Raw genomic sequence first — 23,733 nt, forward strand, 5'->3', positions numbered from 1 at the left:
GAACGCCATTAGCAAACATTGAAATAACTATTATCTGTGGTGAGAGAGGGGAGAGTAGTGACGCCAGCTCCAGGATCATCAGTATCATCAAAAAAATCAGCTGCGTCGATCGTAAGGGTAGTTGGGACAGTCCAAAGGCCAGTTGTGTTGTAGAAAAAACGTTGTACGGTTGGAGCAGTCGTGATGGAAGTGGAGACATCCACGACAATGTTCATAATTTTTAAAGGCATACGATGCACCTACATGGGTTTACTGATCAAATAATATGTAAACATAAGGGGATTCAATGAGTGTATTTTCATCAATTATTGTGGATGGTCGGTTCAGCACACGTACTGAGTAAAGAGAAAGATTTGAAAGGGGGAGGGGAGTGAATAAGCAAAATGTGGTTAATGACACTGAGTTAAAACTTCCGAATGTTTCATTTCTTAAATTAAGAACACAAATCACCAAAACGAAAGTCCCCATAAAAGTATGTGTTTATGAATATTTTGCTTTGGCTAAGAAGAATCAATAAATTTATACAGATCGAGATGGAATATTGGCATCAGATGTATCTTATATAAACTTATTTATCAATGGAGTATTACAGCCGGAAATGAATTACCTTGTAAAGGAGGGGATGCTGATGATTCTCAGCGAGGATGCTCCAATCACTGGTACAACAATTAGTTTTCAGATGATTGTCGTTTAAGTGGCGGGACTGTGTGGGAATCGAACCCACCGAAGACGGCACGCGCCTCCCAGGCGGTTTTGAAGACCGTGGCACTCACCAGACGTACAACCAGCCCCATTTAAGTGTACTTTTAATATAGTAACGGAAGACATTCAGATGTGCAATGCATGTGCTCAAAAAGATGATGTTAAGAAAATGATGAGTAAATTTATAAGTAAAGTTTTACCTAGTACATTTTCCGGTTAGCCGTTTGGTGAAAACTTGTCGAATATAGTCTAATTAAGAACCAAACGAGGCAGCGGACGTTCTTGCTTTGTAAAAATCGACAAAAATCGTTTTGTATTTCGCTTTTTCCTTTTTCGACAAATTATCCATTGAAACAGTTTTTTATAACGAACTAATACAGTTTGGTGAATAGTACAGGTTGTAAATGGAGGTATAACAGTTTGCGCTGTGGATAGCTGTGAATAACTTTTCTGGTCATGCAGCAGTGTATAAAAATACGGAGATGCATAAAAGTGGTGAGTAAACTTTTAGGGAGGGCAATGGTTTAAATTTGCATCCTGTACTTACATTTATTACTGTTAATAGAGGATGGCAGGTGAGAATATGAACTATTATACAATTGGATTAGCAGGGCATATTGATCATGGGAAAACAACGTTAACGGGTGCATTAACAGGCGTTGACACGGATCGGTTGAAAGAAGAAAAAGAACGAAACATCTCGATCGAACCAGGATTCGCTCCGTTTCACTTATCGGATGACATGAACGTGTCCATTATCGACGTCCCTGGCCATGAACGTTTTATTAGACAAATGATAGCAGGCGTTGCTGGTATCGATCTTGTCGTTCCCGTTGTGGCGGCTGATGAAGGTGTCATGCCACAAACAAGAGAACATTTAGAGATTTTATCGCTTCTCGGTATTAAACGATCGATTATTGCGATTACGAAAGCAGACATGGTAGAGGAAGAGATGCTTGCTCTTGTTCGGGAAGATATCCGTGACTACATAAAAGGCACTGGATTTGAAGGATCCAGCATTCATATCGTAGATGCCAAAAGTGGGAGAGGCATGGAAGAGTTAAAAGAAAGCATTCATTCTTATCTTGCCAAAGTGCCTTCTAGAAATAAAGCTGGTGCATTAAGGATTCCAATTGACCAAGTGTTTACATTACAAGGGCACGGAACGATTGCAAGAGGAACGATTTTTGATGGAGAGTTAAAAGAAGGAGAGCTTGTTACGTTACTTCCTGATCGTATTGAAGCAAGAGTAAGGCAGGTACAAACACATAGCAAAAAAGTAGAGAGCGCTTTTGCGGGACAGCGCGTAGCGGTTAATTTGGCGGGGGTGGACCGGCATCAAATGGCTCGGGGCCAGGTGATTGTGAACTCTAATCACTATCCTGTTACGTCCACCATTGATCTTTCACTCACGAAAGCTCTCACCATGTCTCATGACTTAAAACAGAGAGCGGAAGTAACGGTCCACATTGGAACTGCAGAGGTACGAGGCACGATTGTATTTTTCGACCGTAACACGCTTGAGGTAGGAGAGCGAGAACCGCTTTTTTGCCAGATTCGACTCCAAGCCCCTATTACAGCTAAAAAAGGGGATCGGGTTATTTTGAGGCGCCCTTCTCCTGTAGAAACGATCGGTGGCGGCAGTATTCTCAATGTGTCAGGAGAGAAATATAAGTTTGGAACGGAAACGATCGCCAAGTTTGAACAAATGATGAAAGGGACTCCGGTTGAACAGCTTGTTCAGATTCTCGATCAGGTTCATCTTTTATCAAAAGAACAGGTGATGCAACAAATTGGGTTAAATGAGGAAGCTTTTCATCAGCTTGAAGAGAACGATCACCTCGTTTTTGTTAATGGAGGCGTGACTTCAATGAACGTTGTCACACGAGTCGTAGAAGGGATTCATACGTATTTAGAAGCGACCCATACAACGTACCCGATGCGAAAGGGTCCTCGAAAAGCAGAAGTCGTCCAGGAGTTATCTAAAAAGTATCCTAAGAAAGTAATTGATGCTGTTCTACAGGTACAGCTTGAAGAAACTTTACAGCAATCAGGACCATTTCTTGCCATGAGCTCATTCGAGCCAATTCTTCCAAACACATGGAAGAAGCGAATGACTAAGGTGCTGAACACATTAGAAGAGCAGGGAATGAACGTTTCACCAATTGATCGGTTAATGGATGAGCAAGAAATTCCCGTGACGTACCAAGCCGAGTTTAAGAGTTATGTTATTGAGGAAGGTATCGCCGTGAAATTAACCGATGAGCTTTACGTTCACACTGAAAATTGGAAAAAAGCAATTCAAGCGTTAAAAGCAGAAACAGAGCAGACCTTTACATTAAAGCAAGCGAAAGATGTCCTTCATGTGAGCCGTAAGTATTTAGTACCGATTCTTGAAAAACTTGATCATGAAGGCTATACCGTAAGAAAAGAACAGGAGAGATTTTGGAGAATAGAGAGCTAGGAAGATATGAGGGAGTGGAGAAAAATGAAAAAAGCAATTCTTTTTGTCATGGTGCTGATGTTAGGTGTTCTTGCCGCATGTAGCTCGAATGATAACGAAGATGGCGCTACAGATAGTAGTGAAAAAGAAGCGAGCGCCTTTACGATTGGGGTCATCCCAGTTCAAACAGAAGGTGAAATTGAAGAAGCGATGACAAAGCTCCAGGGCGAACTTTCCAAAAAGTTGGATCGTGACGTAGAAATCACAACGTATCCCGACTATAACGGTGTGGTTGAAGCGATGAATTATAATCAAATTGATATGGCCTATTTTGGACCGCTTACGTATGTCATTGCACATGAGAAAAGTGGAGCTAAGGCAATTGTAACGCAGCTAATTGATGGAGAGCCGTTCTATCATTCTTATATCATTACAAATAAAGAAAATGACTGGGACTCTCTTGAGGACTATCTTGAAAAAAGTGAAGAAAGAAGCTTTGCGTTTGGTGATCCAAACTCAACCTCTGGTTCTTTAATTCCTTCAATTGAACTCCAAGATCGAGGTGTTTTTGAAGATCAAGAAAACAATCGTTTTGCATCTGTATCGTACACAGGTTCACATGATGCAACAGCATTATCTGTACAAAATAAACAGGTTGATGCAGGGGCAATTGATAGTGCGATTTATAATCAACTTCTTGAATCAGGGAAAATTGATGGAGATAAGCTAAAGGTGATTTGGGAATCTGAAAAGCTTTTCCAATATCCGTGGGCAGTGTCTAAAGATACAGATGGAGAGACAATTGATCAACTACAAAATGCTTTCTTATCAATTGAAGACAAAACCATTTTAAATGCGTTTGGTGCGTCTGGATTTACGAAAGCCAGTAATGAAGATTACGAAAGCATCAGAAGTGCGGCTGATAAGCAAGGGATGTTAACGGAGTAAAATGGCTTGGTTTAAATGGAAGCACCTTATACTATTTCTACTAGTAGTAGCATTAATGGTGTGGAGCATAAATGTGACGGAGTTCGATATTCGGAAGTTTAGTCAATTTAACAATATGATTGATTTTCTATCGAACTGGTTTCCTTTCAATACATCTGTACTTCCGACGATGTTAAAAGCAAGTCTTGTGACATTAGGAATGGCGTTCCTTGGTAGTTTTGTTGGATTACTTGTTGCCTTACCTGTAAGCTTGCTAGCTGCCAAGAATACAGCAGGTCCCTTTTATGGATCTGTGCGTATTGGGTTAAGTTTTGTCCGGTCGATTCCCGAAATTGTACTAGGTTTAATGTTTCTTACCATCGTTGGGCCGGGTCCATTTGCCGCAACCATTGCGATTATCGTTCATAATGCAAGTGTATTATCAAAGCTGATTGCAGAATTGATTGAAGCGGCTGACAAAGGTCCACAGGAGGCAATGAAAGCGGTGGGAGCACGGCCGCTAATCGGCGCGCTTTTTTCTGTCTTTCCACAAATTTGGCCCAATGTCCTTTCCCACTATTTCTATCGATTCGAAGTAGCGATTCGAACGTCGCTGATGCTTGGTTTAGTCGGTGGAGGTGGTATAGGGCAGCAGCTGTTTGTCCATTTTAAAACATTTCAATATTCAACAGTTGCGGTCGATGTGATGCTGATTATGATCATTGTGATTGTCGTTGATTTTCTCGGAAGTAGGGTGAGGCAATATGTCATGTAATGAAGCGTTGTTAACGATAGAAAATGGAGCCGTTCGCTATCAAAAGGCTGAATCGTATGCGCTGGATCATGTTACTCTCACTTTTCAACGGGGCGAATTTGTTTGTATCCTAGGTAAAACAGGCGCTGGAAAGTCAACTTTCATTCGCACGCTAAATGGATTGCAGGCTTTAACTGAAGGTGATATTACCTACAACGGACGTTCTTACCAAACGCTTGATCGAGAAGGCTTAAGAAGACAAAGGCAAAAGATGGGGATGATTTTTCAGCATCATCAGTTGATTCCTCGGTTAACGGTTTTGCAAAATGTGTACACGGGATTATTTGGTTCACGATCAACCATACGCAATATCGCAGGTTTATTTAATGAAAGTGAAAGACAGCTTGCGAGGGATGTGGTTGAACAAGTTGAACTGTTACCTCATTTAAATAAGCGTGTGGATTTATTGAGCGGAGGACAGAGGCAACGAGTTGGTATCGCCAGAGCGCTTGCCCAATCACCTGATGTTTTTCTTGGGGATGAGCCTGTCGCAAGTCTTGATCCAGGCACAGCTAATCGCATCTTTCAGCTCATTCATCGTTTACATGAGGAGCGTAACTTGTTAACCGTTATTAACGTTCACGATGTGAAGTTAGCAAAAAGGTATGCTTCGCGGATCGTGGCCTTAAAGGACGGGCGTGTTGTTTTTGATGATCAACCTGAAGCATTGACTGAAGCAATCGAAGACATGCTGTATGAAAGTTAAAACGGAAGTAGGCAGAGCCCTACTTCCGTTTTGTTATTTCCTTGCGGTAATCGCAAAAGATTCTTTTTCAGTGACACACCCTACAATGCTGGCAGTCTTTCCTTTATCGCTCATTCGTGATTGATATTCCTTCGCTTGTTGTTTAGGAAGACTTATCAAAAGCCCCCCAGAGGTAACAGCATCACAAAGGATATATTGTTCAAGTTCGGATAGGTTTTCGTATTTAACCGCTTCAGATATCCAGCGATGATTTGCTTTAGATCCACCAGGGATAAACCCTTGTTCTGCTAGCTCCATCGTGCCAGGCAATACCGGTACGTTGTGATAATCGATCTGAATACTAACGTTGCTTCCTGTTGCCATTTCGTAGGCATGTCCAAGTAATCCAAAGCCAGTGACATCTGTTACGGCATTCGGTGACAAACCAGCTAGCTCTTCCGCTGCCGTTTTGTTTAACTCGGCCATCGTTTCCGTTACGAGCTGAAGCTGATCAGCTTTTAGCTTTTCGGGTTTAATGGCTGTTGTTTGGATGCCGACACCGATTGGCTTTGTTAAAACAATCGCGTCTCCAGGCTTAGCCCCAACGTTCATGAGAATTTTGTCTGGGTGTACGATTCCTGTTACAGATAATCCGAACTTTGGCTCTTGATCATCAATGGAATGTCCACCAGCTGTCACAGCGCCTGCTTCTTCGACTTTATCAGCTGCGCCCTTCAAAATCTCAGTAAGAATGGAAGGAGCTAACTTTTTAATTGGGAATCCGACTATGTTTAGAACGGTTTTCGGTACTCCGCCCATCGCGTAAACATCGCTTAATGAATTAGCCGCAGCAATCTGGCCAAACATATATGGATCATCAACGATAGGTGTAAAGAAGTCTACCGTTTGAATCATCGCAATTTCATCCGTTAGGCGGTATACGCCAGCATCGTCGGAAGTTTCAACTCCAACAAGCAAGTTTGGATCTATTTTCTTATTAGGTAGATGACGCAAAACTTGCGTCAGGTCCTCAGGACCGATTTTGCATCCTCAACCACCTTTTGTCGAAAGGGACGTTAATCGGATGTTTTCTTGATTTGACATATAACCACCTCCTTCTCTGAGTATAAATCTTTTCATCACTTTTTTGAAATGATATAGTATGTACAACTCAAATTTCAACAGAGGAGGTCGCTTATATGAAATATCGTGTAACGATCGAATTCTGCATGCAGTGAAACTATGCACCAAAAGCCGCGAGTTTCGCGGAAGCATTATTTAACCATTTTAGACATCAGATTGAATCACTTGAGTTAGTTCCTGGATCAGGTGGTGTGTTTGAGGTGACTGTAAATGGAAATCGAATTCATTCCAAAAAAGAATCAGGTCAGTACCCAGAAGTAGATTCATTTATTATAAAAATGGAAGGCAAAACATTCGAGTAGGGCACCCCGCGCGGGTGCCTTTCGTTTCGCAATAGGAGATGATCATGTTGAAATTACTTAGAGAACTTCCGCCGGTCCACCAGATTCAAGAAGCGTTGTTGAAAGAAGATCGTGGACGTGAATTACCTTATAATTTATTGAAGCAATTAATTCAGGAAGAAGTCAATAACCTGCGCGAGGCTTTAATTAAAGAAACATATACAGGAAAGGCTCGAGATCGTCACGGTTTTCAAGCTGAAATTATCGCGAGCATAAAAGAGAAGATGGCTTCTATGAAACTGAATAACTTAATCCCCGTTATAAATGCGACTGGCGTTGTTCTACATACGAATCTTGGAAGAGCAAGATTAAGCGAAGCTGCCATAGACCATATGACTAAAGTAGCCAAAAGTTATTCCACTCTCGAATATAACCTTTCAGAAGGAAAGCGAGGATCACGTCATAGCATTGTCGAAGAAGCGGTTTGTAAGGCAACCGGTGCAGAATCAGCTATGATCGTGAATAACAATGCTGCAGCCGTTTTCTTGATTTTGAGTGCTCTTGCAAAAGAAAAAGAAGTGGTTGTATCGCGAGGGGAACTTGTTGAAATTGGAGGATCCTTTCGGGTTTCTTCAATCATGGAAGAAAGTGGAGCGCGCTTGAAGGAAGTAGGCACGACGAATAAAACGCATGCTGCTGACTATGAACAAGCTGTGAGCGATGAAACAGCGATGTTCATGAAGGTACATCGTAGCAATTTTGCCATTGTTGGTTTTACGTCAGAAGTAGAGCGCGAGCAATTAGCATCCATTGCAAAAAAACAACAGGTCATTTTTTACGAAGATTTAGGTAGTGGCGCACTATACGATTTTCGGAAAAATGGGATTGGAGAAGAGCCTACCGTTCAAGAAACACTTTCTGCTGGAGCTGATTTAGTTTCTTTTAGCGGTGACAAGCTACTTGGTGGACCTCAGGCAGGGTTAATTGCTGGTAAAAAAGAGCTGGTTGATCGATTAAAGAAGCATCAGCTTGCTCGCGTATTACGAGTCGATAAGTTTACGCTTGCTGCTCTTGAGGCTACTTTATGGGAACAGTTATATGAAAATGAAACGAACATTCCAACGATAAGAGATATTACCGTAAAAGCAGAAGAAATACGACAACGGGCGAATCAGTTTAAGGTCCAACTTGAAAAGAAGTGTTCTCATTATAAGGTTGAGGTGGAAGCTAGTTTTTCTCAAGTAGGTGGAGGCACGATGCCAGCAGTTGAGCTGCCAACTTATGTTATAGCCATTCGTACGGATAAATACCGTGTAAATGAACTTGAAGAAAAGCTGAGACTTTCTGAACAACCAATTATTATGCGTATCAAAGAAGACAAATTGGTGATTGACTTAAGGACGGTCACGACGGTTGAGGAAGCTGTGATTTTAAGTGAGTTGGCGAATATTCATGACTGAATACTGAAAAGGCGGCCGGATTTGCCGCCTTTTGTCATTGAGTAAAAGGATTAAGATCCTTCACCATTTTTTTGTCTTGTATGATTTCTGTTTTTCACTTTGTGAGAGCCTTTCATTGGTTCAGGCTGTCCAGTGTGACCCTTAGGAGCGTTTTTCCTGATATCTTTAAACGTATTGCTTTCAGTCATTGCAATCCCTCCTTGTTGTTTAGTATGGACAGGTTAACCGTCCTTATTCTAATCGAATAGGACGCTGTTACCTGGTTACACTATGGTGAAAGTACATGAAAAGGAGGATGAATGAATGCCATATCATAAAAATAAACAGCAATCATTTCAGGCAGCTCAGCAGGGCTATGAACAAGCAATTGATGCCAAAAAAGAAATTGTGGTAAGTAGTAGTGGATATGGAAAAGACTTGAAGCATCTTCAACAAGAAGTTGGGGAAGCAAAACAACAAATTGAAAACGCGTTAGTCAATGCATCTGAACATCAGCGCGCACAGTTACAGCAATTCCAACAAGACTTGCAGTCGATTGAAGCAGAAATGAACAACGAGTAATTCAAAAAAAACCCGTCATCTTATAGTGACGGGTTTTGTATCTATTGGCGTTTTTTTGTCTTTTTATTGTATTGTCGCTGTTCTGCTGTCATATGCTCATGTGCATACTCATTATCATATCCAGCGCCGTTTCCCTGTGCGTCAGCGTCATTCATTCCTGGTCGAATACCATTTGCTTTTCGCTTTCCCATTGAGATCACCTCCTCATTCTAACTTGTCCTGAAGGAGGGAAAATATGTGGTGATAAGCTATACTTATCATTAGCAATAACAATCTTGTTATTTACTTATGTTTAGAAATTTACTAAACTGGATAAAGGGAAGTTGAAAACGTTTTTTCGACATCCGCTTTGTTATGCAATTTGGAGGAGGGAACTACATATGGCAAATCATGAACTTTATAATTCGAAAGCAACATTCGAGGCCAATGGTAAAACATATTCCTTCTATCGTCTTCAGGCGTTAGAAGAAGCAGGCATCGCTAAGGTAAGCAAGCTCCCTTACACGATCAAAATCTTGCTCGAGTCCGTTTTACGTCAGTATGACGGTAAAGTAATCAAAGAAGAGCATATCGAAAATCTCGCTAAATGGGGAACTAGCGAGCAAAACAAAGATATTGATGTACCATTTAAACCTTCACGCGTTATTCTTCAGGACTTCACAGGTGTGCCTGCTGTTGTTGACCTTGCGTCACTTCGTAAAGCAATGGCTGACATTGGTGGCGACCCTGACAAAATCAACCCTGAAATCCCTGTCGATCTTGTGATTGATCACTCGGTTCAGGTTGATAAATACGCATCCGAGGATGCGCTTGAATTTAATATGAACAAAGAATTTGAACGTAACCTTGAGCGCTATAAATTCCTTAAATGGGCTCAAGATGCATTTGATAACTACCGTGCTGTTCCACCAGCAACTGGAATCGTTCACCAAGTAAACTTGGAGTACGTTGCAAACGTGGTTCAAGAAAATACAGTTGATGGTGAGAATGTTGCTTATCCAGATACGTTATTTGGTACTGACTCTCATACAACCATGATTAACGGTCTTGGTGTTCTTGGATGGGGTGTTGGTGGTATTGAAGCTGAAGCTGGTATGCTAGGTCAGCCTTCTTACTTCCCAGTTCCTGAAGTAATCGGTGTGAAGCTTACTGGAGAACTTCCAAGCGGAACTACCGCAACGGATCTCGCACTTAAAGTAACTCAGCTTCTTCGCGAGAAAAAAGTAGTTGGTAAATTTGTTGAATTCTTCGGACCGGGTCTATCTGGCATGCCGCTTGCAGACCGTGCAACAATTTCCAATATGGCACCTGAGCAAGGTTCTACCTGTAGCTTCTTCCCTGTTGATGAAGAAGCGCTTGAATATATGCGCTTAACTGGTCGATCTGAAGAGCACATCAACCTTGTACGTGAATACTCAATCGCTAACGGGTTGTTCTACACGCCTGAATCTGAAGATCCTGAATTCTCAAGCGTTGTTGAACTTGATCTTGGAACAGTAGAACCAAGTCTTGCTGGTCCTAAGCGTCCACAAGATCTGATTCTTCTTTCAGATATGAAGAAAGAGTTTAATAAAGCGGTCGTTGCCCCTCAAGGTAACCAGGGTCTAGGTATGGATAAGAAAGAATTCGATAAGGAAGCTGTTGTTAAATTTAACGATGGAAAAGAAGTAACGATGAAAACCGGTGCAGTTGCAATTGCTGCGATTACAAGCTGTACAAATACTTCAAACCCATCCGTTATGCTTGGTGCGGCACTACTTGCGAAGAAAGCAGTTGAAAAAGGACTAAAAGTTCCTGAGTACGTTAAAACAAGTCTTGCTCCAGGATCTAAAGTTGTAACTGATTACCTTGATAAGTCTGGTCTTATGCCTTACCTTAGAGACCTTGGCTTCCACCTTGTTGGTTACGGCTGTACAACGTGTATCGGTAACTCAGGTCCTCTTAAAGAAGAGATTGAAGATGCGATTGCGAAGAGCGATCTTACAGTGACTTCTGTTCTTTCAGGTAACCGTAACTTTGAAGGACGTATCCATCCACTAGTAAAAGCAAATTACCTTGCATCACCACCGCTAGTCGTTGCTTATGCTCTTGCTGGTACTGTAGATTTTGATCTTCATTCTGATTCATTCGGTAAGGATAAAGATGGAAACGACGTATTCCTAAGCGATCTTTGGCCTTCACCTGAAGAAGTGAAACAAGCTGTTGCTGAAACAGTAACGCCAGAAATGTTTAAGCGTCAGTACAAAACTGTATTTGACGAAAACAAACGCTGGAACGAACTAAGCACAAGTGAAGGAGATCTTTATAACTGGGACGATCAGTCTACTTATATTCAGAACCCTCCATTCTTCGAAAATCTTTCGAAAGATCCAGAAGATATTCATGAGCTTAAAGATCTCAGAGCGATCGCGAAGTTTGGCGATTCTGTAACAACGGACCACATTTCACCAGCTGGTGCGATTGCGAAAGATATGCCTGCAGGTCAATATCTACAAAACAACGGCGTTCGTCCAATTGACTTTAACTCTTACGGCTCACGTCGTGGTAACCACGAAGTGATGATGCGCGGTACGTTTGGTAACATTCGTATTCGTAACGAAGTAGCTCCAGGCACTGAAGGCGGCTGGACAACATACTGGAATACAGATGAAGTGATGCCAATTTATGATGCTGCAATGAAGTACAAAGAAGAAGGAACAGGTCTTGTTGTTCTTGCTGGTAAAGATTACGGCATGGGAAGCTCACGTGACTGGGCTGCAAAAGGAACAAACCTACTTGGAATTAAAACGGTTATTGCAGAAAGCTATGAAAGAATTCACCGTAGTAACCTGGTTCTAATGGGTGTACTTCCTCTTCAATTTAGAGATGGTGAAAGTGCGGATACGTACAACCTTACTGGTAAGGAAACGTTTGCTGTCGAAATTACAGAAAACGTGAAGCCGCGTGATGAGATTAACGTTACGGCGACTACCCCAGAAGGCAAAACGCAAACATTTAAAGTACTTGCTCGTTTTGATAGTGAAGTTGAAATTGACTACTATCGTCACGGTGGTATTCTACAAATGGTTCTTCGCGACAAAATTGCAAATTAATGAAGAAAAGGGTGGCTCTTGCCATCCTTTTTTTGCGTTTTTTATAGGTAAACCATATCCAAGATTCTATATCGAGGTAGGATGGATGTTAATCTAATTAACAAAAAAATCGGATTTTTGTAATAAGTTTCTAAAAAACGGGAATACTGGTTTTAAAACCTGTTGAAAAGGAAAGGAGACTAATATGAGAAAATCTAAGAAAGTTTCGTTTAAAGAATTGGTCATGCAAAATAAATTGGAATTAATGAACGACAAGAAAGCGATTGAACGGATCGAAGAAAAATTCGAACAAAAGCATGCAAAAAATCTATAAACGGATAGATATTTCTCCTCTAGTTGCACAGCCTATAACGTAAAGGAGGAGATTGTGATGAGTAATCCCAAGAAGTTTCCTAAATCCTTTAAGCCCAATCATCTTGCTTCTGTCAATCCTGAGGCTGAGGGAAACAAAGGAAAACAAATGCAAACCAAAGGCAATGCTGAACCGGACTACGCCCCTCCAAAAGGGAAATAGGCTGATGACAACCAGAAAGGAATGCTCTTTCTGGTTTATTTCAATTTTAACAACTTCTTTTCATTTCATGTAAAGTTGTCCAAAAGGATGCATGTAGCGCGAAAGGTTAGGAGACAAACGTTTTCGGGGGGAACTATATGACAATTACAGCAAGAATTGAACCAATAACATCGATGGGCAGTATAGGAGAACAAAATGAAGAGCTTCTTGTAAAAGAACTTGAAATTAAAATGCAGCAAATGGGTTACCTTGTTCCTTATCGAGAGGAATTGAATTGGGAGCACACGATAGCGAGTCTCGAGTTAGGGGAAGCACAGACCCTTCATCAGCTAAAAAAAGCAGCGGCTCGTAATGATCGCGTTCTTCTTATCTATGCACGCCTTTTTAAGGGAACGATTTTTCAACATCTGATTCTTCATCCTAACCAGTCCGGAATTTATCTTCCCTTTCGATTTGAAGAACCGTTCGTTCTGCAAGTACAAGGGAAAAAAATATGGGTTGGTTCTTCTGTAAGGCTTCTTGAGGAATTATCATGGCTTCAAATTAGCTTTGATCAAGGAAATCATCAGGAAAGTGTGAAAGAATACTGGCAGAATTTGATAGAGATATCACAAAAAAGCGTCACTTACATGAGCCCGGTTATTTTTGAAGAAGCCATTTAGAAGATTTTAGGAGTAGAAGAAAGGGTATGGGACTCTAGGAGAGGTGATAAATGTGGATCATAAAGAATCGTTAGGGCATGACATTTACCGCATGCTTGATACTTCAGGACCGCCTTATGGCTGTGGGACTGCATCACTCGTAGGCGGTTTTGCAGCAAGACTTGCGGTTATGAGTCTCACAATTTCTGATATTGAGCATGACCTTCATGAGGTTCCAGGCTCTTTTTTTCTAATGTGTGATGAAGATGACCGCGAATTTCAATCATTTCTAGATGAGGGAGGAAACCATTCACCGAATGACGTGCCGAGTCGGTTGTTAGAATGTACGTATCGACTTCTCGTAGCTCTGTCTTCTTATGAAGAGCGAATTCAGGAAAATGTGGTCGTAGACTATCGGATGGGCATTCGAATGTTAAAGCAAGTCTTCACAGCTGCTGAAAACATCCTTTTATCAAATGGATGTTCGGCTGAAGTTCGGAAAGACATGCTGTATTATGAAGGAAAGCTAGAGGGAATCTTACCTAAAAGTCTCCAATCTTAAGCGCATATCACGTGAATCTGAAAGCCATAATAAGCACGTAACACCTTGTCACACACAACCGAGGAGGGCTTACTTTGAAAGCAAATCCAGATGATCGTCGTGATAATGCAGAAAAGTTACAGCGAATGGTAAAAGATACGAAAGAGAACATTCACGATGCAGAAGCATCTTTGGAATTTACAGATAGCAACCTACAAAAAAAGGCAATAAAAGAAAAGAATCAGCGTCGAAAGCAAAGTATACAGGCCATGAAAAACGAAATCAAAGATGAATCCAAGTAATAAAGAGCATAGAACTGAATGACGTTACGTCATTCAGTTCTTCTCATTCATGCTTCATAGGTGGTTTATGGTAAAATAAGAGCGACACCACGTTGAAGTTAGGAGAGGAAAGAGCATGTACATAGCAACTACACCAATCGATGTTCGTTATGCTGAAACTGATCAGATGGGGGTCGTTTATCACGCCAACTATCTTATTTGGTTTGAATTAGGACGCACAACTTTAATTAATGATTTAGGTTTTCGATATGCTGATATGGAAAAAGAGGGGATTCTTTCCCCCGTCATGGATATTCAAGCAAGCTACAAACGTCCGGTTCGATACGGCGATGAAGTTAAAGTGAAAACATGGGTAGATTCCTATGATGGCATTCGGGTTAATTACGGTTATGAAGTCATAAATGGAGACGGAGAGATTTGCGTGACGGGGCAATCGATGCACACTTGTGTCAAGCGAGATACGTTCCGTCCCGTATCAATCCGAAGAAAGTTTCCAGAATGGCATCAAGCGTATGAAAATGCCAAAAAGCAACCTGCAACTACTGGAGCTGAATAAATGGCTTTTGGATTGTCTAAGAGTGAGCTTGCAGAATGGAAAGCAAAGGTTAAAAGTGGGGAAGTCGCATTATTGACTCATTTTTGGTATGATCCTCGGTTTCCTCAGTTTCATTCGGTTACAAAAGCAGGTTGCAACGATAAAGAAAAGCTCGCGAGATGGGGCCGTAAGTATGGTTTAAAGCGTGAATGGATGCATGAACGAGAGAAGTTTCCTCACTTTGACTTGCTTGGAGATGACCAAATTCGCATTCTTGAACAAGAAGGCCTGCGATCCCATATTCATCGATTTCGATTAAAAAAGAGTCATTAAAAAACGCGAAAGCGAGAAGCTTTCGCGTTTTTCTAATTTCCGTGAACGAACTGAATCTCTTCGGTTTTGCGACTGAATTTCACTGTGAAGTCTTGATCCTCAAAGAACCAAACGTCCTTTTGCTCTATAAAAAAGGTGATCCCTTCTTCCTCAAGCATAAGAGCAGGCTCGATTGGCTCTTCAACCGTCATGCCAAGCGAAAATCCGTCTTGCACAGTACTGCAGCCGCCTACGCGTACAAAAAAACGGAGATGATCCCCTTTTTCCAGATCCATTTCTCTTTTAAACCAGTTTAATGCCGGTTTTGTGATTGTCATTTTCAAGTGTCGTTTCCTCCTTTGCCGAACGGGTCTACTCGTACTATTATAAAGAAGTAACGGGAACTTGCAAAAAGAAAAAGGTTATGAAGAGAAAAAAATGCCAAAAATTTAATAGCGTGTGTAACAGTATTTCGTATTTTACGTTAATTGCTCATACAATAAGGGTATAGTAGGAAGTGTAATGAGGAGGTTTTTTGTATGAAAAAACAGAGAGTATGGCTGTTTTTATTCCTCATTCTTGCTGGAGGTATTTTGCTTAGTGTGAAACCAATCATGGAATACCGCAGTCAGCGTATGAATGAAATAAAGCAAGCAGCATCTATGATGGTAATGAGTGAAGCACCAAATGAAACCGTTATTTCATCAATTGCAAATAAAAACGATCAAGCTAAAACGGATATAGTACCGGAAGTCACCACAACAGCAAAAGAGCAAAAACCCGAAGAGACTGAAGAAGCAGTGACGGATCCAGATGTTCGTATCGTAGGACTAGGGGATTCTCTCACAAAAGGGAGTGGAGACTCGACAGATCAAGGCTATATCGGCAGACTTGCTGCAAACCTTGAGCGAGATACGAATACATCGATACTAGTTGAAAACTACGCCGTCCATGGGAGACAAACGCCTAAATTATATAAAATGTTAGAAGAAGATCAAACGAAATCTTCGCTAGCTGAAGCTGATTTGGTTGTGATGAGTATTGGTGGTAATGATTTAATGAAAGTGGTAAAGGAACATTTCCTAGACTTACAGATCGACGTGTTTCAACAGGAACAAACGAATTATGTTGAGCGACTTGATGCGATAATGAAAAGGATCCGGAGCATTAATCCTGAAGCACCGATATTATTTATTGGCCTCTATAATCCTTTATTAGAGAATTTTCAATCGGTGACGGAAATTGACCAAATTGTGCAAAGGTGGAATGGTGCAAGTCAGGCCACAGTAGAGAAAGATGATCATACAACGTTTGTTCCCATCTATGAGTTGTTTAGTTCAGTAGATGAAAATTTGTTTTTTGAAGATGGATTTCATCCGAACGATCAGGGATATGAACTGATTGCGAGACAAATACAATATCGATTAAAGCAAGATGCTATTGTCGAAGAAATTCCTTTTGAATAGTGCGTGTACGAGTTCTGACTCATTTGATAGAATAGTAGTATCAATGGAATGTGAAAAGGATAATGACCATGAAACGATGGATGAAATGGATGCTCATAAGCCTAGTGCTCTTCATTTTTATTGGAGTTGGGGCATTTGCTTATTTTTATGTTAAGACGGATGATTCCGAACAAACGAATTCACTCCCAATGAGTGATGAAATACAAGAGGTCTTTCAAGATGAACCAGAGAGTGATGAACCGAAGAAAGTTCAAATTGTAGGACTTGGTGACTCCTTAACGAAAGGAGTAGGGGACAAGGATAAAAAAGGGTATATTGGGTATGTTAGTGACCAATATTTTGAAGATAGTCAGAATACAACGGTAACTCTTCAGAATTATGCCGTTACAGGAAATGAAACAGAAGATCTCTTGAAACGCCTAGAAGAAGAGACGGTGCAGAATGGAGTGAAAAAAGCTGACTATATTTTTTTAACGATTGGTGGTAATGATCTTTTTGGAGTTGTGAAAACTCATTTTATGAATTTAGATCAGCAGTATTTTACTCTTCAAAAGAAGATCTACCTTGAAAATCTGACAACGATCTTAGCGAACATTCGTTATCTTAATCCCGATGCCCCAATCTATTTTACTGGCTTATTCAATCCGTTCTCAAAAGCATTTGGAAATATTCCCGAAATGAATGATATTGTAGATGACTGGAATCAAGGGAGCCGATCGGTTATTGCCAAGACCTCTGGCGCCACCTTTGTCCCTGTTGCAGATTTATTTCTGGAGAGTGATGAGAATCTATTATACGAAGACGCCTTTCACCCTAACGAAGACGGCTATCATTTAATGGGAGATCGAATTGTAACTTATTTAAAAGAAAACAACGTAGCGAATCGATAAAGGTAGGGAATGGTTTATGGATACAGCAGAGAAATTTGAACAACAATATCAATCACTCGCACATAATTATGAAGTTCCAGAAATAATCTCACAGGAAACAAAGCTGATTTTTATATTGGAATCTCCACACGTAGCGGAAGTTCAAAACGGTGTGCCTGTGGCGGGTGCTTCAGGTGCAACGATGTCTAAAAAACTTTTTGGGCCGGAGTATGCAAAGCCTCTTGGACTTTTATTAAAAAAACACCAACAAGAAGTGTTGGAAAGACCTTCTCTTGATATTGTGGGATTGCTAAATGTGTGTAATATTCCTATGCAAGAGAGACCTTATTCCGCAAAAGACATGGAAAACAACCGTGAGTTGCTAGACTGTCTTGGTAAGATTCGAACGTCTGCTAAGAAAACTCCGTTTAAAGAGGAAGCATTAGTTGTGGTGGAAGATTTACTCTTAACCAAATTTAAAAACCGTTTGGAAAAACTAAGGGATCGAGAAGTAACGCTAATCCCGTGTGGCCGATTTGCGCAAAAATATTTTCAACTTGCTAACGTTTCAAGTCATAAATGGACGGTGTTAATGGATGTTCCTCATCCTAGCTATAATTCTTGGAGCCGTGATCGCTATCAACAGTCTGTCAATAAGGTGATTGAGGCGTTTAATCGTCATAAAATATAAGGATGTTTATGAAATAGAACGGAAAGCCCCATTCGAATTCGAATGGGGCTTTATTCATGAAGCAGAAGAACGCTCATGTCAAATGCATAAATATTGGCTCCGTTGTAATATAAATGTAATGAAAGGAGGGTTGACATAATGAAGAAATGGGCAGCTTTACTTCTCGTCTCATTGGTATTGGTAAGCGGCTATGCGATTACACCTCAGCACTCAACAGAAATGGTGCAAGGCTCAGCATATGTGGTTCAAGATGAAGATCTACCTTACTGTCATTAATTAATGAAAAGGGGTCTGTTGCGTGTCTGCACCTTTCCAGTATATCGTAAGTCGAATGAATAGCCCTTGATCTCTTTGAAAGGAGGACATGCTATGGAAGAGCTTACATTGTTTATTACGGCAGGACTTTTCTTCGTGTCTCTCTTTAATTTTATCGTTATCTTGATTGAAAAAACAAAACAAAAATAATTTAAGCATTTTGAATCAACCCAATTTTCTTTGCGTAGTGATCAACATGGTTTTTAAAGACTTGGTTTTGATCGAGTTCAAATATCGTTGAAGCAGTGGCAAGATATTCGTAAGCCAATTCTTGATTTCCGAGTAGATAGTGAAGCTTACCACATTGATAGCTAAGTTCACCAAATAGGTAAAGGCGTTGTTTTTCTCGACATAGTAAAAAACCTTCCCGTGCAATGGATAAAGCTTTCTCGTAATTTCTACAATTGGATAACGCTTTCGAATAATTATAATAGAGACGAATTTCAATCGTTTCATCATTAATAATGGGGAAAAAGCGGACATGATAGAGTGCCTTGTGAAATAACGGTAGCGAACGCTCCCAATCTTTTTCCTCACTATACAAAATCGCCATGCTAATGAGTAATTCAATTTCTCGTTCCGAGTAATTTTTGGAAGTAGTCGCTGTAAGGTGGAGGGCTTCATCTAGGAGCTGAAGTGCCGTATGAGTGTCATGATCTAGATAATAGGTGCAAATCGCTTTGTGCCAGAGATAGAACTGTTTATTCTTTACAGTTCGAAAAAGGGGGTTCGCTTCTTCAGCTTCAAGAATTTCTGCCACTTCATGGTATTCGCGTCGTTTGATATGTTTTCTAACCTGCCGAATCACTTCATTCACATAATCTAAGCGAGGTGTCTCCTTCATGTGAAAAAAATAGTTAATATCAACACCTAGTCTTGAGGCCAACTGATAAAGTAGCTCAGCAGAAGGTGAGACGTCATTATTTTCAATTTGGCTAATTAATGCTTGTGTACAGATGCCTTCCGATAAATCGGACTGTGAAAGTCCAAGGTACATTCGAAGTTCACGCAATGCATATCCGAGTGTATCCTGACGCACCTGCAATCCCCCTTTTTACCCTTATTGTATCATGAATCTCTTTTAAATACAGATTTTTCTAATTTTTACACCCATAATAATATTATGTAAACAAAAATCGTTGCAGGGTTTTTGCAAGTATAAGAGAATCTCTTATTTAAAGGCATTTCATCTAGAGGAGGAGACAGATTGTCTTATTTACCATCATTTGAATTAACCAATCAAGTCGTTGTCGTGACAGGGGCAGGAAAAGGAATTGGGAGAGCACTTGCGATCGGAGCGGCCGAAGCAGGGGCTGATGTAGTGGTCCTAGCAAGAACAGAAGAGGATATTCAGGAAACAGCTGGACTTGTACGTGATGTTGGTCGAAAGGCTTACCCTATTCGAGCAGACATAACAAAAGAGAGCGATTTAACAGAAGCTGTTCAACAAATTAAACAACAAGCTGGAAAGATTAACGTCCTCATTAATAACGCAGGTATGAATATTCGCTCAAAAGCGAGTGAAGTGACAGAGGATGAGTGGACGTCAATTTTCCAAACAAATTTGCGAGGTGCTTTTTTTATGTCGCAAAAGTGTTCAGAAGTGATGAAAGAAGTTGGAGGAGGAAAGATTATTAACATTTCTTCTGTTGCGGGTACCGTGGCGTTAAGAACTGGAGTTGCATACGCTGCATCTAAAGCAGGTATGATTCAGATGACGAAAAACCTTGCGCTAGAATGGGCTGAGAATGGGATTACTGTGAATGCAATTGGGCCGTGGTATTTTAAGACCCCGCTTACCGAAAAGTTACTACAAGATGAGCAGTACTTAGCAGATATTCTGAATGTCACTCCAATGAAACGCGTGGGTGAACTAAAAGATTTAGTTGGTGCAGCTGTCTTCTTAGCTTCAGAGGCATCAAATTACATAACAGGTCAGACGCTGTTTGTAGACGGTGGCATGACGAGCTATGGATTTTAGAAAAAACCGTTACTCAACAGAGTAACGGTTTTCTATTAGTCTACTAAATCAGCTGAAAAACTAGGTGCTGTCAGGCCAGCATCCTCGTAAACAGTAGCCATCTTTTCTTCGAAAGAAGCGAATTGTGCGTCTGATTCTTCATATGTTGCTTCAGGCTCGTCAGAAAGATTAGCGGCACGAGTTTCATATGATTTAGCAAGATCCTCTAATGCAGCTTCAATGTCACTTTTGTAAGTATCTAGTTCAGCTGGAACTTCAACACCACGAACATCTTCAGCTACTTTTTTAGCTGCAGCTTCAGCATCGGATTTCATTGTAGCTAGTTCTTCATCAGATGGTTTCTCCTCAGCTACCTTTGCTGCTTCAAAAGCGTAAATTGGGCTGTCGCTTTTATTAATGGTTTGAATTAAGTTCATTTGGAAGTCAAGAAGATCACTCTTTACGTCCGTTTCACTTGCTTCGCTTGCTTCTTCGGTGCTTCCTGAATTGTTAGCGTTTGTACTTGTATCGTTTGCTTCATTGTTGCTACAAGCAGCTACAAAAACGAAAACAAGCAGCATGACTAGGGGTAAAAATCTTTTCATTCAAAACCCTCCTAATTTTTAGAAAAATACCTTTCGAATACAAATTTTAGTGTATACAGTCCTGTTTGTAAACTAGAAAAAGAAAAACTTGTCATAAAATGTAATAAGTAAAACTATTCAGAAAAATACAGGTGAAGAGATCGCTTTTCATATGTTATTGTGAAGAGGGCTACTATTGGTTAAGGGAGTGAACATGATGATTTTATTTAATGAAGATTTAGTGAGTAGAGATGAGGCAACAATAGATATTGAAGATCGAGGTTACCAATTTGGTGACGGTGTCTATGAAGTGATACGCATTTATCATGGTGTTTTTTTTGAACTTGAGGCGCATCTTGATCGGTTGGAAAGAAGTGCAAGCGAAATAAAAATCGCTTTTCCATTTAGTCGGGAAGACCTTAAAGCTAATTTAGAGAAGCTTATTGAGAAAGAACCTGTCCAAAGTGGCCATGTCTACATGCAACTGACGAGAGGAGTTGCTCCACGCAACCACCCATTCCCAGAAAAGGCAGATCCGGTTTTTGTAGCGTATACAAAAGAATACGAAAAAGAGCCTTCAAGGGCACCCGGACGAGCTGTATTCACGGACGATATCCGCTGGTTAAGGTGTGACATTAAGAGCTTGAATTTACTCGGAAACGTTCTGGCAAAACAATTTGCAAATGACCAAAACGTAGAGGAAGCGATTTTTCATCGAGGAGAATGGATAACGGAAGGAAGCTCAACGAACGTATTTATTGTAAAAAACAAGACGCTTTATACCCATCCTGCTAATCATCTTATTCTTAACGGGATCACAAGAAGAGTCGTACTTTCTATCGCTAAAGATTTGGGGGTTAAGGTTAAAGAAGAAGCGTTTACAAAGCAAGACCTTCTTGATAGTGATGAAGTATTTATTTCCAGTACGACTCAAGAAGTAAGGCCAATTGTTGTCGTGGACGGGGTTCGAATCTCGGATGGAAAAGAAGGGGAAATAACCGCCTCTCTTCACGCAAAATTTGCTGGTCGTTTATCGTAGAAGCGACATTGATGCGAAAATATTTTTAGTTTGTGTAGTTGAATTTTGCACATAATAGTGTTACTGTTATCTTTGGCTATATGTGAATGAAGAGTTGCTTGTTCCGAGCGTTTTCAACATTAGGGAAATGCTTTTTTTGAACATTATCAGGAGATTTTTCTCCCGTCTATAGCATTTAATGCATTTTAAAAGTAAAAAGGAGTTTTTAAAAGTTGAAAAAATTTCAAGATCTAGGTTTAAGTAATACACTGCTAGAAGCAGTTAATCAAATGGGATTCGAAGAAACAACACCAATTCAAGCAGGTACGATTCCGCTAGCGCTTGAAGGCAACGATGTTATCGGTCAGGCACAAACTGGTACTGGTAAAACGGCTGCTTTTGGTATCCCAATGATTGAAAAGATCGACACTTCGCTATCTCATGTACAGGGAATCATACTTGCGCCAACACGTGAGCTTGCTGTACAGGTTGCAGAAGAATTGAACCGTATTGGTCAAGCAAAAGGCGTGCGTGCCCTTCCTATATATGGTGGACAGAGCATCGTTCACCAAATCAAAGCACTTAAAAAGAGACCACAGCTCGTAGTAGCGACGCCGGGTCGTCTTATTGATCATATGGAACGTAAAACGATTCGTCTTGCAGAAGTTTCATTTGTTGTTCTTGACGAAGCAGACGAAATGCTTAACATGGGATTCATTGAAGATATCGAAAAGATTCTTAAAGGTGTTCCAGAAAAGCGTCAAACGCTTCTATTCTCAGCAACAATGCCAAAACGCATTGCAATTCTTGCAGAGAAATTCATGAGCAACCCTGAAACAGTTAGAACGAAATCCAAAGAAATGACTGTTCCTTCAATCGAACAGCACTACTATGAAGTTCGTGATTCTAAGAAATTCGATATTCTTTGTCGCCTTCTTGATACTCAGTCTCCTGAGCTTGCGATTGTATTTGCAAGAACAAAGAAACGCGTTGATGAAGTATCTGAAGGACTTAAGAAGCGTGGATACATGGCTGAAGGTATTCATGGTGACCTTCCACAAGGGAAGCGTGACCAGGTTATTAAACAATTCAAGGACAGCACAATTGACATCATGGTAGCAACAGACGTTGCGGCTCGTGGTCTAGATATTAGTGGTGTGACGCACGTTTATAACTTTGACATTCCTCAAGACCCTGAAAGCTATGTTCACCGTATCGGTCGTACTGGCCGTGCAGGTAAGTCAGGCCTTGCTTCGACGTTCATTACTCCTCGTGAGTACGATCATCTTAAAGTGATTGAGAAAATTACGAAGAAGTCTATGCAAAAGCGTACGATCCCAAGCTTTGCTGAAGCGATGGAAGGCCAGCAGCAAATGGCGATTCAACAGCTTCAAAGCACAATTGAAGAGCAGGATCACGCAGGATACCGTTCATCTGCTGAACAGCTTCTTGACGATCATGATTCTGTAACACTTCTTTCTGCAGCACTTAAGTTGCTTACGAAAGAGCCGGATACAACACCAGTTAAGATTACTGAGATCGCACCACTACGTGCGAAGAAAGCTCATAATCGTGGCGGAGGCGGCAATCGCAACCGTAACCGCAGCAATGATCGCGGTCGCAAAGGTGGAAGCGGTGGCGGATATCGCGGAGACCGTAACAGCGGAGGCGCTAACAAGCGTCGTAAGTTTAACGACAAAGGAAATAAATAAGATACGCTAAAAGTCGGGAGAAATCCCGGCTTTTTTTATTTTATGATTGTTTTCTGTATTGGAAAAATCCAATCATATTCTTCTGCGCAGTCATTGACTATCATAAGAGATTATTTTAAGACAATACTGGGAAAATGTCATTGAAAGCGTTATTCTTAGAGAGAC

At 40.7% G+C, this 23,733-nt stretch carries 31 protein-coding genes, 1 tRNA gene and 1 pseudogene; 25 read left to right on the top strand and 8 right to left on the bottom strand.

Translation table 11 applies throughout. The features are described 5' to 3' along the window. Positions 1-8 precede the first annotated feature (8 nt). Positions 9-230: a hypothetical protein gene (locus PQ511_RS03190; protein WP_273850475.1), complete on the bottom strand. Its 222-nt coding sequence runs from the start codon at positions 228-230 to the stop codon at positions 9-11. A 140-nt stretch (positions 231-370) separates the two neighbouring features. Between PQ511_RS03190 and PQ511_RS03195 the strand changes: the two genes are divergently transcribed. Then, on the top strand, positions 371-517 hold the full coding sequence (locus tag PQ511_RS03195; protein WP_273850476.1) for a hypothetical protein: 147 nt from the start codon (positions 371-373) through the stop codon (positions 515-517). Then, complete coding sequence (locus PQ511_RS23695; RefSeq protein WP_420541653.1) at positions 518-694, top strand: DUF4183 domain-containing protein; 177 nt, start codon at positions 518-520, stop codon at positions 692-694. It begins immediately after the preceding gene. Position 695: 1 nt separating this feature from the next. On the opposite strand, the gene PQ511_RS03200 is transcribed toward PQ511_RS23695, so the two are convergent. After that, positions 696-792: transfer RNA gene (locus tag PQ511_RS03200), tRNA-Sec, on the bottom strand. 493 nt (positions 793-1,285) lie between these two features. Between PQ511_RS03200 and selB the strand changes: the two genes are divergently transcribed. From selB to phnC, 4 genes are read left to right on the top strand one after another with little or no spacing between them, the layout of a single operon-like run. Then, on the top strand, positions 1,286-3,166 hold the full coding sequence (selB, locus tag PQ511_RS03205) for a selenocysteine-specific translation elongation factor (protein ID WP_273850477.1): 1,881 nt from the start codon (positions 1,286-1,288) through the stop codon (positions 3,164-3,166). A gap of 24 nt (positions 3,167-3,190) precedes the next feature. Continuing rightward, a complete protein-coding gene (gene phnD, locus PQ511_RS03210) occupies positions 3,191-4,093 on the top strand; it encodes a phosphate/phosphite/phosphonate ABC transporter substrate-binding protein (RefSeq protein WP_273850479.1) in 903 nt (300 codons plus the stop codon). Position 4,094: 1 nt separating this feature from the next. Next, on the top strand, positions 4,095-4,847 hold the full coding sequence (phnE, locus tag PQ511_RS03215) for a phosphonate ABC transporter, permease protein PhnE (RefSeq protein WP_273850480.1): 753 nt from the start codon (positions 4,095-4,097) through the stop codon (positions 4,845-4,847). Beyond that, on the top strand, positions 4,837-5,592 hold the full coding sequence (gene phnC / locus PQ511_RS03220; RefSeq protein WP_273850481.1) for a phosphonate ABC transporter ATP-binding protein: 756 nt from the start codon (positions 4,837-4,839) through the stop codon (positions 5,590-5,592). The genes phnE and phnC overlap by 11 nt, the downstream gene beginning before the upstream one ends. A 33-nt stretch (positions 5,593-5,625) precedes the next feature. Here the strand turns inward: phnC and selD are convergent, their stop codons facing one another. Continuing rightward, complete coding sequence (gene selD / locus PQ511_RS03225; protein WP_273850482.1) at positions 5,626-6,675, bottom strand: selenide, water dikinase SelD; 1,050 nt, start codon at positions 6,673-6,675, stop codon at positions 5,626-5,628. 146 nt (positions 6,676-6,821) lie between these two features. Here selD and PQ511_RS23640 point away from each other — a divergent pair. Together PQ511_RS23640 and selA are read left to right on the top strand one after the other, a co-directional pair. Further along, positions 6,822-7,016, top strand: a pseudogene (locus PQ511_RS23640) (Rdx family protein); the annotation flags it as partial. Between the two features lie 44 nt (positions 7,017-7,060). Beyond that, the gene (gene selA / locus PQ511_RS03230; RefSeq protein ID WP_273850483.1) at positions 7,061-8,455 is read left to right on the top strand and encodes an L-seryl-tRNA(Sec) selenium transferase; all 1,395 of its coding nucleotides are present in this window, start codon (positions 7,061-7,063) and stop codon (positions 8,453-8,455) included. Positions 8,456-8,505: 50 nt separating this feature from the next. On the opposite strand, the gene PQ511_RS03235 is transcribed toward selA, so the two are convergent. Continuing rightward, positions 8,506-8,643 (bottom strand): small acid-soluble spore protein P, encoded by a 138-nt coding sequence (locus tag PQ511_RS03235; RefSeq protein ID WP_273850484.1) that lies wholly within the window; start codon positions 8,641-8,643, stop codon positions 8,506-8,508. 115 nt (positions 8,644-8,758) lie between these two features. On the opposite strand from PQ511_RS03235, the gene PQ511_RS03240 reads away from it, so the two are divergent. Beyond that, a complete protein-coding gene (locus PQ511_RS03240; protein ID WP_273850485.1) occupies positions 8,759-9,016 on the top strand; it encodes a hypothetical protein in 258 nt (85 codons plus the stop codon). Between the two features lie 41 nt (positions 9,017-9,057). Here PQ511_RS03240 and sspO read toward each other — a convergent pair whose 3' ends face one another. After that, entirely contained in the window at positions 9,058-9,207 is a 150-nt protein-coding gene (gene sspO, locus PQ511_RS03245) for a small acid-soluble spore protein SspO (protein ID WP_273850486.1), read from the bottom strand. A gap of 189 nt (positions 9,208-9,396) precedes the next feature. Here sspO and acnA point away from each other — a divergent pair, with 189 nt between their 5' ends. From acnA to PQ511_RS03285, 8 genes are all read left to right on the top strand, one after another. Then, the gene (acnA, locus tag PQ511_RS03250; RefSeq protein WP_273850488.1) at positions 9,397-12,108 is read left to right on the top strand and encodes an aconitate hydratase AcnA; all 2,712 of its coding nucleotides are present in this window, start codon (positions 9,397-9,399) and stop codon (positions 12,106-12,108) included. A 184-nt stretch (positions 12,109-12,292) separates the two neighbouring features. Beyond that, on the top strand, positions 12,293-12,421 hold the full coding sequence (locus PQ511_RS03255) for an FbpB family small basic protein (protein ID WP_226658216.1): 129 nt from the start codon (positions 12,293-12,295) through the stop codon (positions 12,419-12,421). Positions 12,422-12,478: 57 nt separating this feature from the next. Then, positions 12,479-12,622, top strand: coding sequence for a small acid-soluble spore protein N (sspN, locus tag PQ511_RS03260; protein ID WP_098443515.1), 144 nt, complete (start codon positions 12,479-12,481; stop codon positions 12,620-12,622). A 137-nt stretch (positions 12,623-12,759) separates the two neighbouring features. Then, on the top strand, positions 12,760-13,284 hold the full coding sequence (locus tag PQ511_RS03265; protein ID WP_273850490.1) for a hypothetical protein: 525 nt from the start codon (positions 12,760-12,762) through the stop codon (positions 13,282-13,284). A 52-nt stretch (positions 13,285-13,336) separates the two neighbouring features. Then, entirely contained in the window at positions 13,337-13,825 is a 489-nt protein-coding gene (locus tag PQ511_RS03270; protein WP_273850491.1) for a hypothetical protein, read from the top strand. Positions 13,826-13,899: 74 nt separating this feature from the next. After that, the gene (gene tlp / locus PQ511_RS03275; RefSeq protein WP_273850492.1) at positions 13,900-14,106 is read left to right on the top strand and encodes a small acid-soluble spore protein Tlp; all 207 of its coding nucleotides are present in this window, start codon (positions 13,900-13,902) and stop codon (positions 14,104-14,106) included. A gap of 115 nt (positions 14,107-14,221) precedes the next feature. Continuing rightward, complete coding sequence (locus PQ511_RS03280; RefSeq protein ID WP_273850493.1) at positions 14,222-14,662, top strand: acyl-CoA thioesterase; 441 nt, start codon at positions 14,222-14,224, stop codon at positions 14,660-14,662. After that, positions 14,663-14,974 (top strand): hypothetical protein, encoded by a 312-nt coding sequence (locus PQ511_RS03285; protein WP_273850494.1) that lies wholly within the window; start codon positions 14,663-14,665, stop codon positions 14,972-14,974. Between the two features lie 32 nt (positions 14,975-15,006). On the opposite strand, the gene PQ511_RS03290 is transcribed toward PQ511_RS03285, so the two are convergent. Continuing rightward, the gene (locus PQ511_RS03290; protein WP_273850495.1) at positions 15,007-15,297 is read right to left on the bottom strand and encodes a HesB/YadR/YfhF family protein; all 291 of its coding nucleotides are present in this window, start codon (positions 15,295-15,297) and stop codon (positions 15,007-15,009) included. A gap of 195 nt (positions 15,298-15,492) precedes the next feature. Between PQ511_RS03290 and PQ511_RS03295 the strand changes: the two genes are divergently transcribed. The 5 genes from PQ511_RS03295 to PQ511_RS23795 all read left to right on the top strand — a co-directional run bounded on the left by PQ511_RS03295 (position 15,493) and on the right by PQ511_RS23795 (position 18,444). Next, complete coding sequence (locus PQ511_RS03295) at positions 15,493-16,419, top strand: SGNH/GDSL hydrolase family protein (RefSeq protein ID WP_273850496.1); 927 nt, start codon at positions 15,493-15,495, stop codon at positions 16,417-16,419. A 68-nt stretch (positions 16,420-16,487) separates the two neighbouring features. Continuing rightward, entirely contained in the window at positions 16,488-17,309 is an 822-nt protein-coding gene (locus PQ511_RS03300) for an SGNH/GDSL hydrolase family protein (protein WP_273850497.1), read from the top strand. 16 nt (positions 17,310-17,325) lie between these two features. Continuing rightward, positions 17,326-17,979 carry a uracil-DNA glycosylase family protein gene (locus tag PQ511_RS03305; protein WP_273850499.1) on the top strand — a complete coding sequence of 218 codons (654 nt, stop codon included), beginning with the start codon at positions 17,326-17,328 and terminating at the stop codon, positions 17,977-17,979. A 138-nt stretch (positions 17,980-18,117) separates the two neighbouring features. Beyond that, positions 18,118-18,255 carry a hypothetical protein gene (locus PQ511_RS03310; protein WP_273850500.1) on the top strand — a complete coding sequence of 46 codons (138 nt, stop codon included), beginning with the start codon at positions 18,118-18,120 and terminating at the stop codon, positions 18,253-18,255. Between the two features lie 93 nt (positions 18,256-18,348). Continuing rightward, positions 18,349-18,444: a putative holin-like toxin gene (locus PQ511_RS23795; protein ID WP_430622278.1), complete on the top strand. Its 96-nt coding sequence runs from the start codon at positions 18,349-18,351 to the stop codon at positions 18,442-18,444. Between the two features lies 1 nt (position 18,445). Here the strand turns inward: PQ511_RS23795 and PQ511_RS03315 are convergent, their stop codons facing one another. Continuing rightward, the gene (locus tag PQ511_RS03315) at positions 18,446-19,333 is read right to left on the bottom strand and encodes a helix-turn-helix domain-containing protein (protein WP_273850501.1); all 888 of its coding nucleotides are present in this window, start codon (positions 19,331-19,333) and stop codon (positions 18,446-18,448) included. A gap of 168 nt (positions 19,334-19,501) precedes the next feature. Between PQ511_RS03315 and PQ511_RS03320 the strand changes: the two genes are divergently transcribed. Continuing rightward, a complete protein-coding gene (locus PQ511_RS03320) occupies positions 19,502-20,275 on the top strand; it encodes an SDR family NAD(P)-dependent oxidoreductase (RefSeq protein ID WP_273850502.1) in 774 nt (257 codons plus the stop codon). 35 nt (positions 20,276-20,310) lie between these two features. On the opposite strand, the gene PQ511_RS03325 is transcribed toward PQ511_RS03320, so the two are convergent. Beyond that, entirely contained in the window at positions 20,311-20,859 is a 549-nt protein-coding gene (locus PQ511_RS03325) for a hypothetical protein (protein WP_273850503.1), read from the bottom strand. 193 nt (positions 20,860-21,052) lie between these two features. Between PQ511_RS03325 and dat the strand changes: the two genes are divergently transcribed. Beyond that, positions 21,053-21,877: a D-amino-acid transaminase gene (gene dat, locus PQ511_RS03330; protein ID WP_337957736.1), complete on the top strand. Its 825-nt coding sequence runs from the start codon at positions 21,053-21,055 to the stop codon at positions 21,875-21,877. A 212-nt stretch (positions 21,878-22,089) separates the two neighbouring features. Then, positions 22,090-23,568 carry a degradosome RNA helicase CshA gene (gene cshA / locus PQ511_RS03335; RefSeq protein ID WP_273850506.1) on the top strand — a complete coding sequence of 493 codons (1,479 nt, stop codon included), beginning with the start codon at positions 22,090-22,092 and terminating at the stop codon, positions 23,566-23,568. Positions 23,569-23,733: the final 165 nt, after the last annotated feature.

Source organism: Guptibacillus spartinae, from assembly GCF_028610625.1.
GTDB classification, from domain to species: domain Bacteria; phylum Bacillota; class Bacilli; order Bacillales; family Guptibacillaceae; genus Guptibacillus; species Guptibacillus spartinae.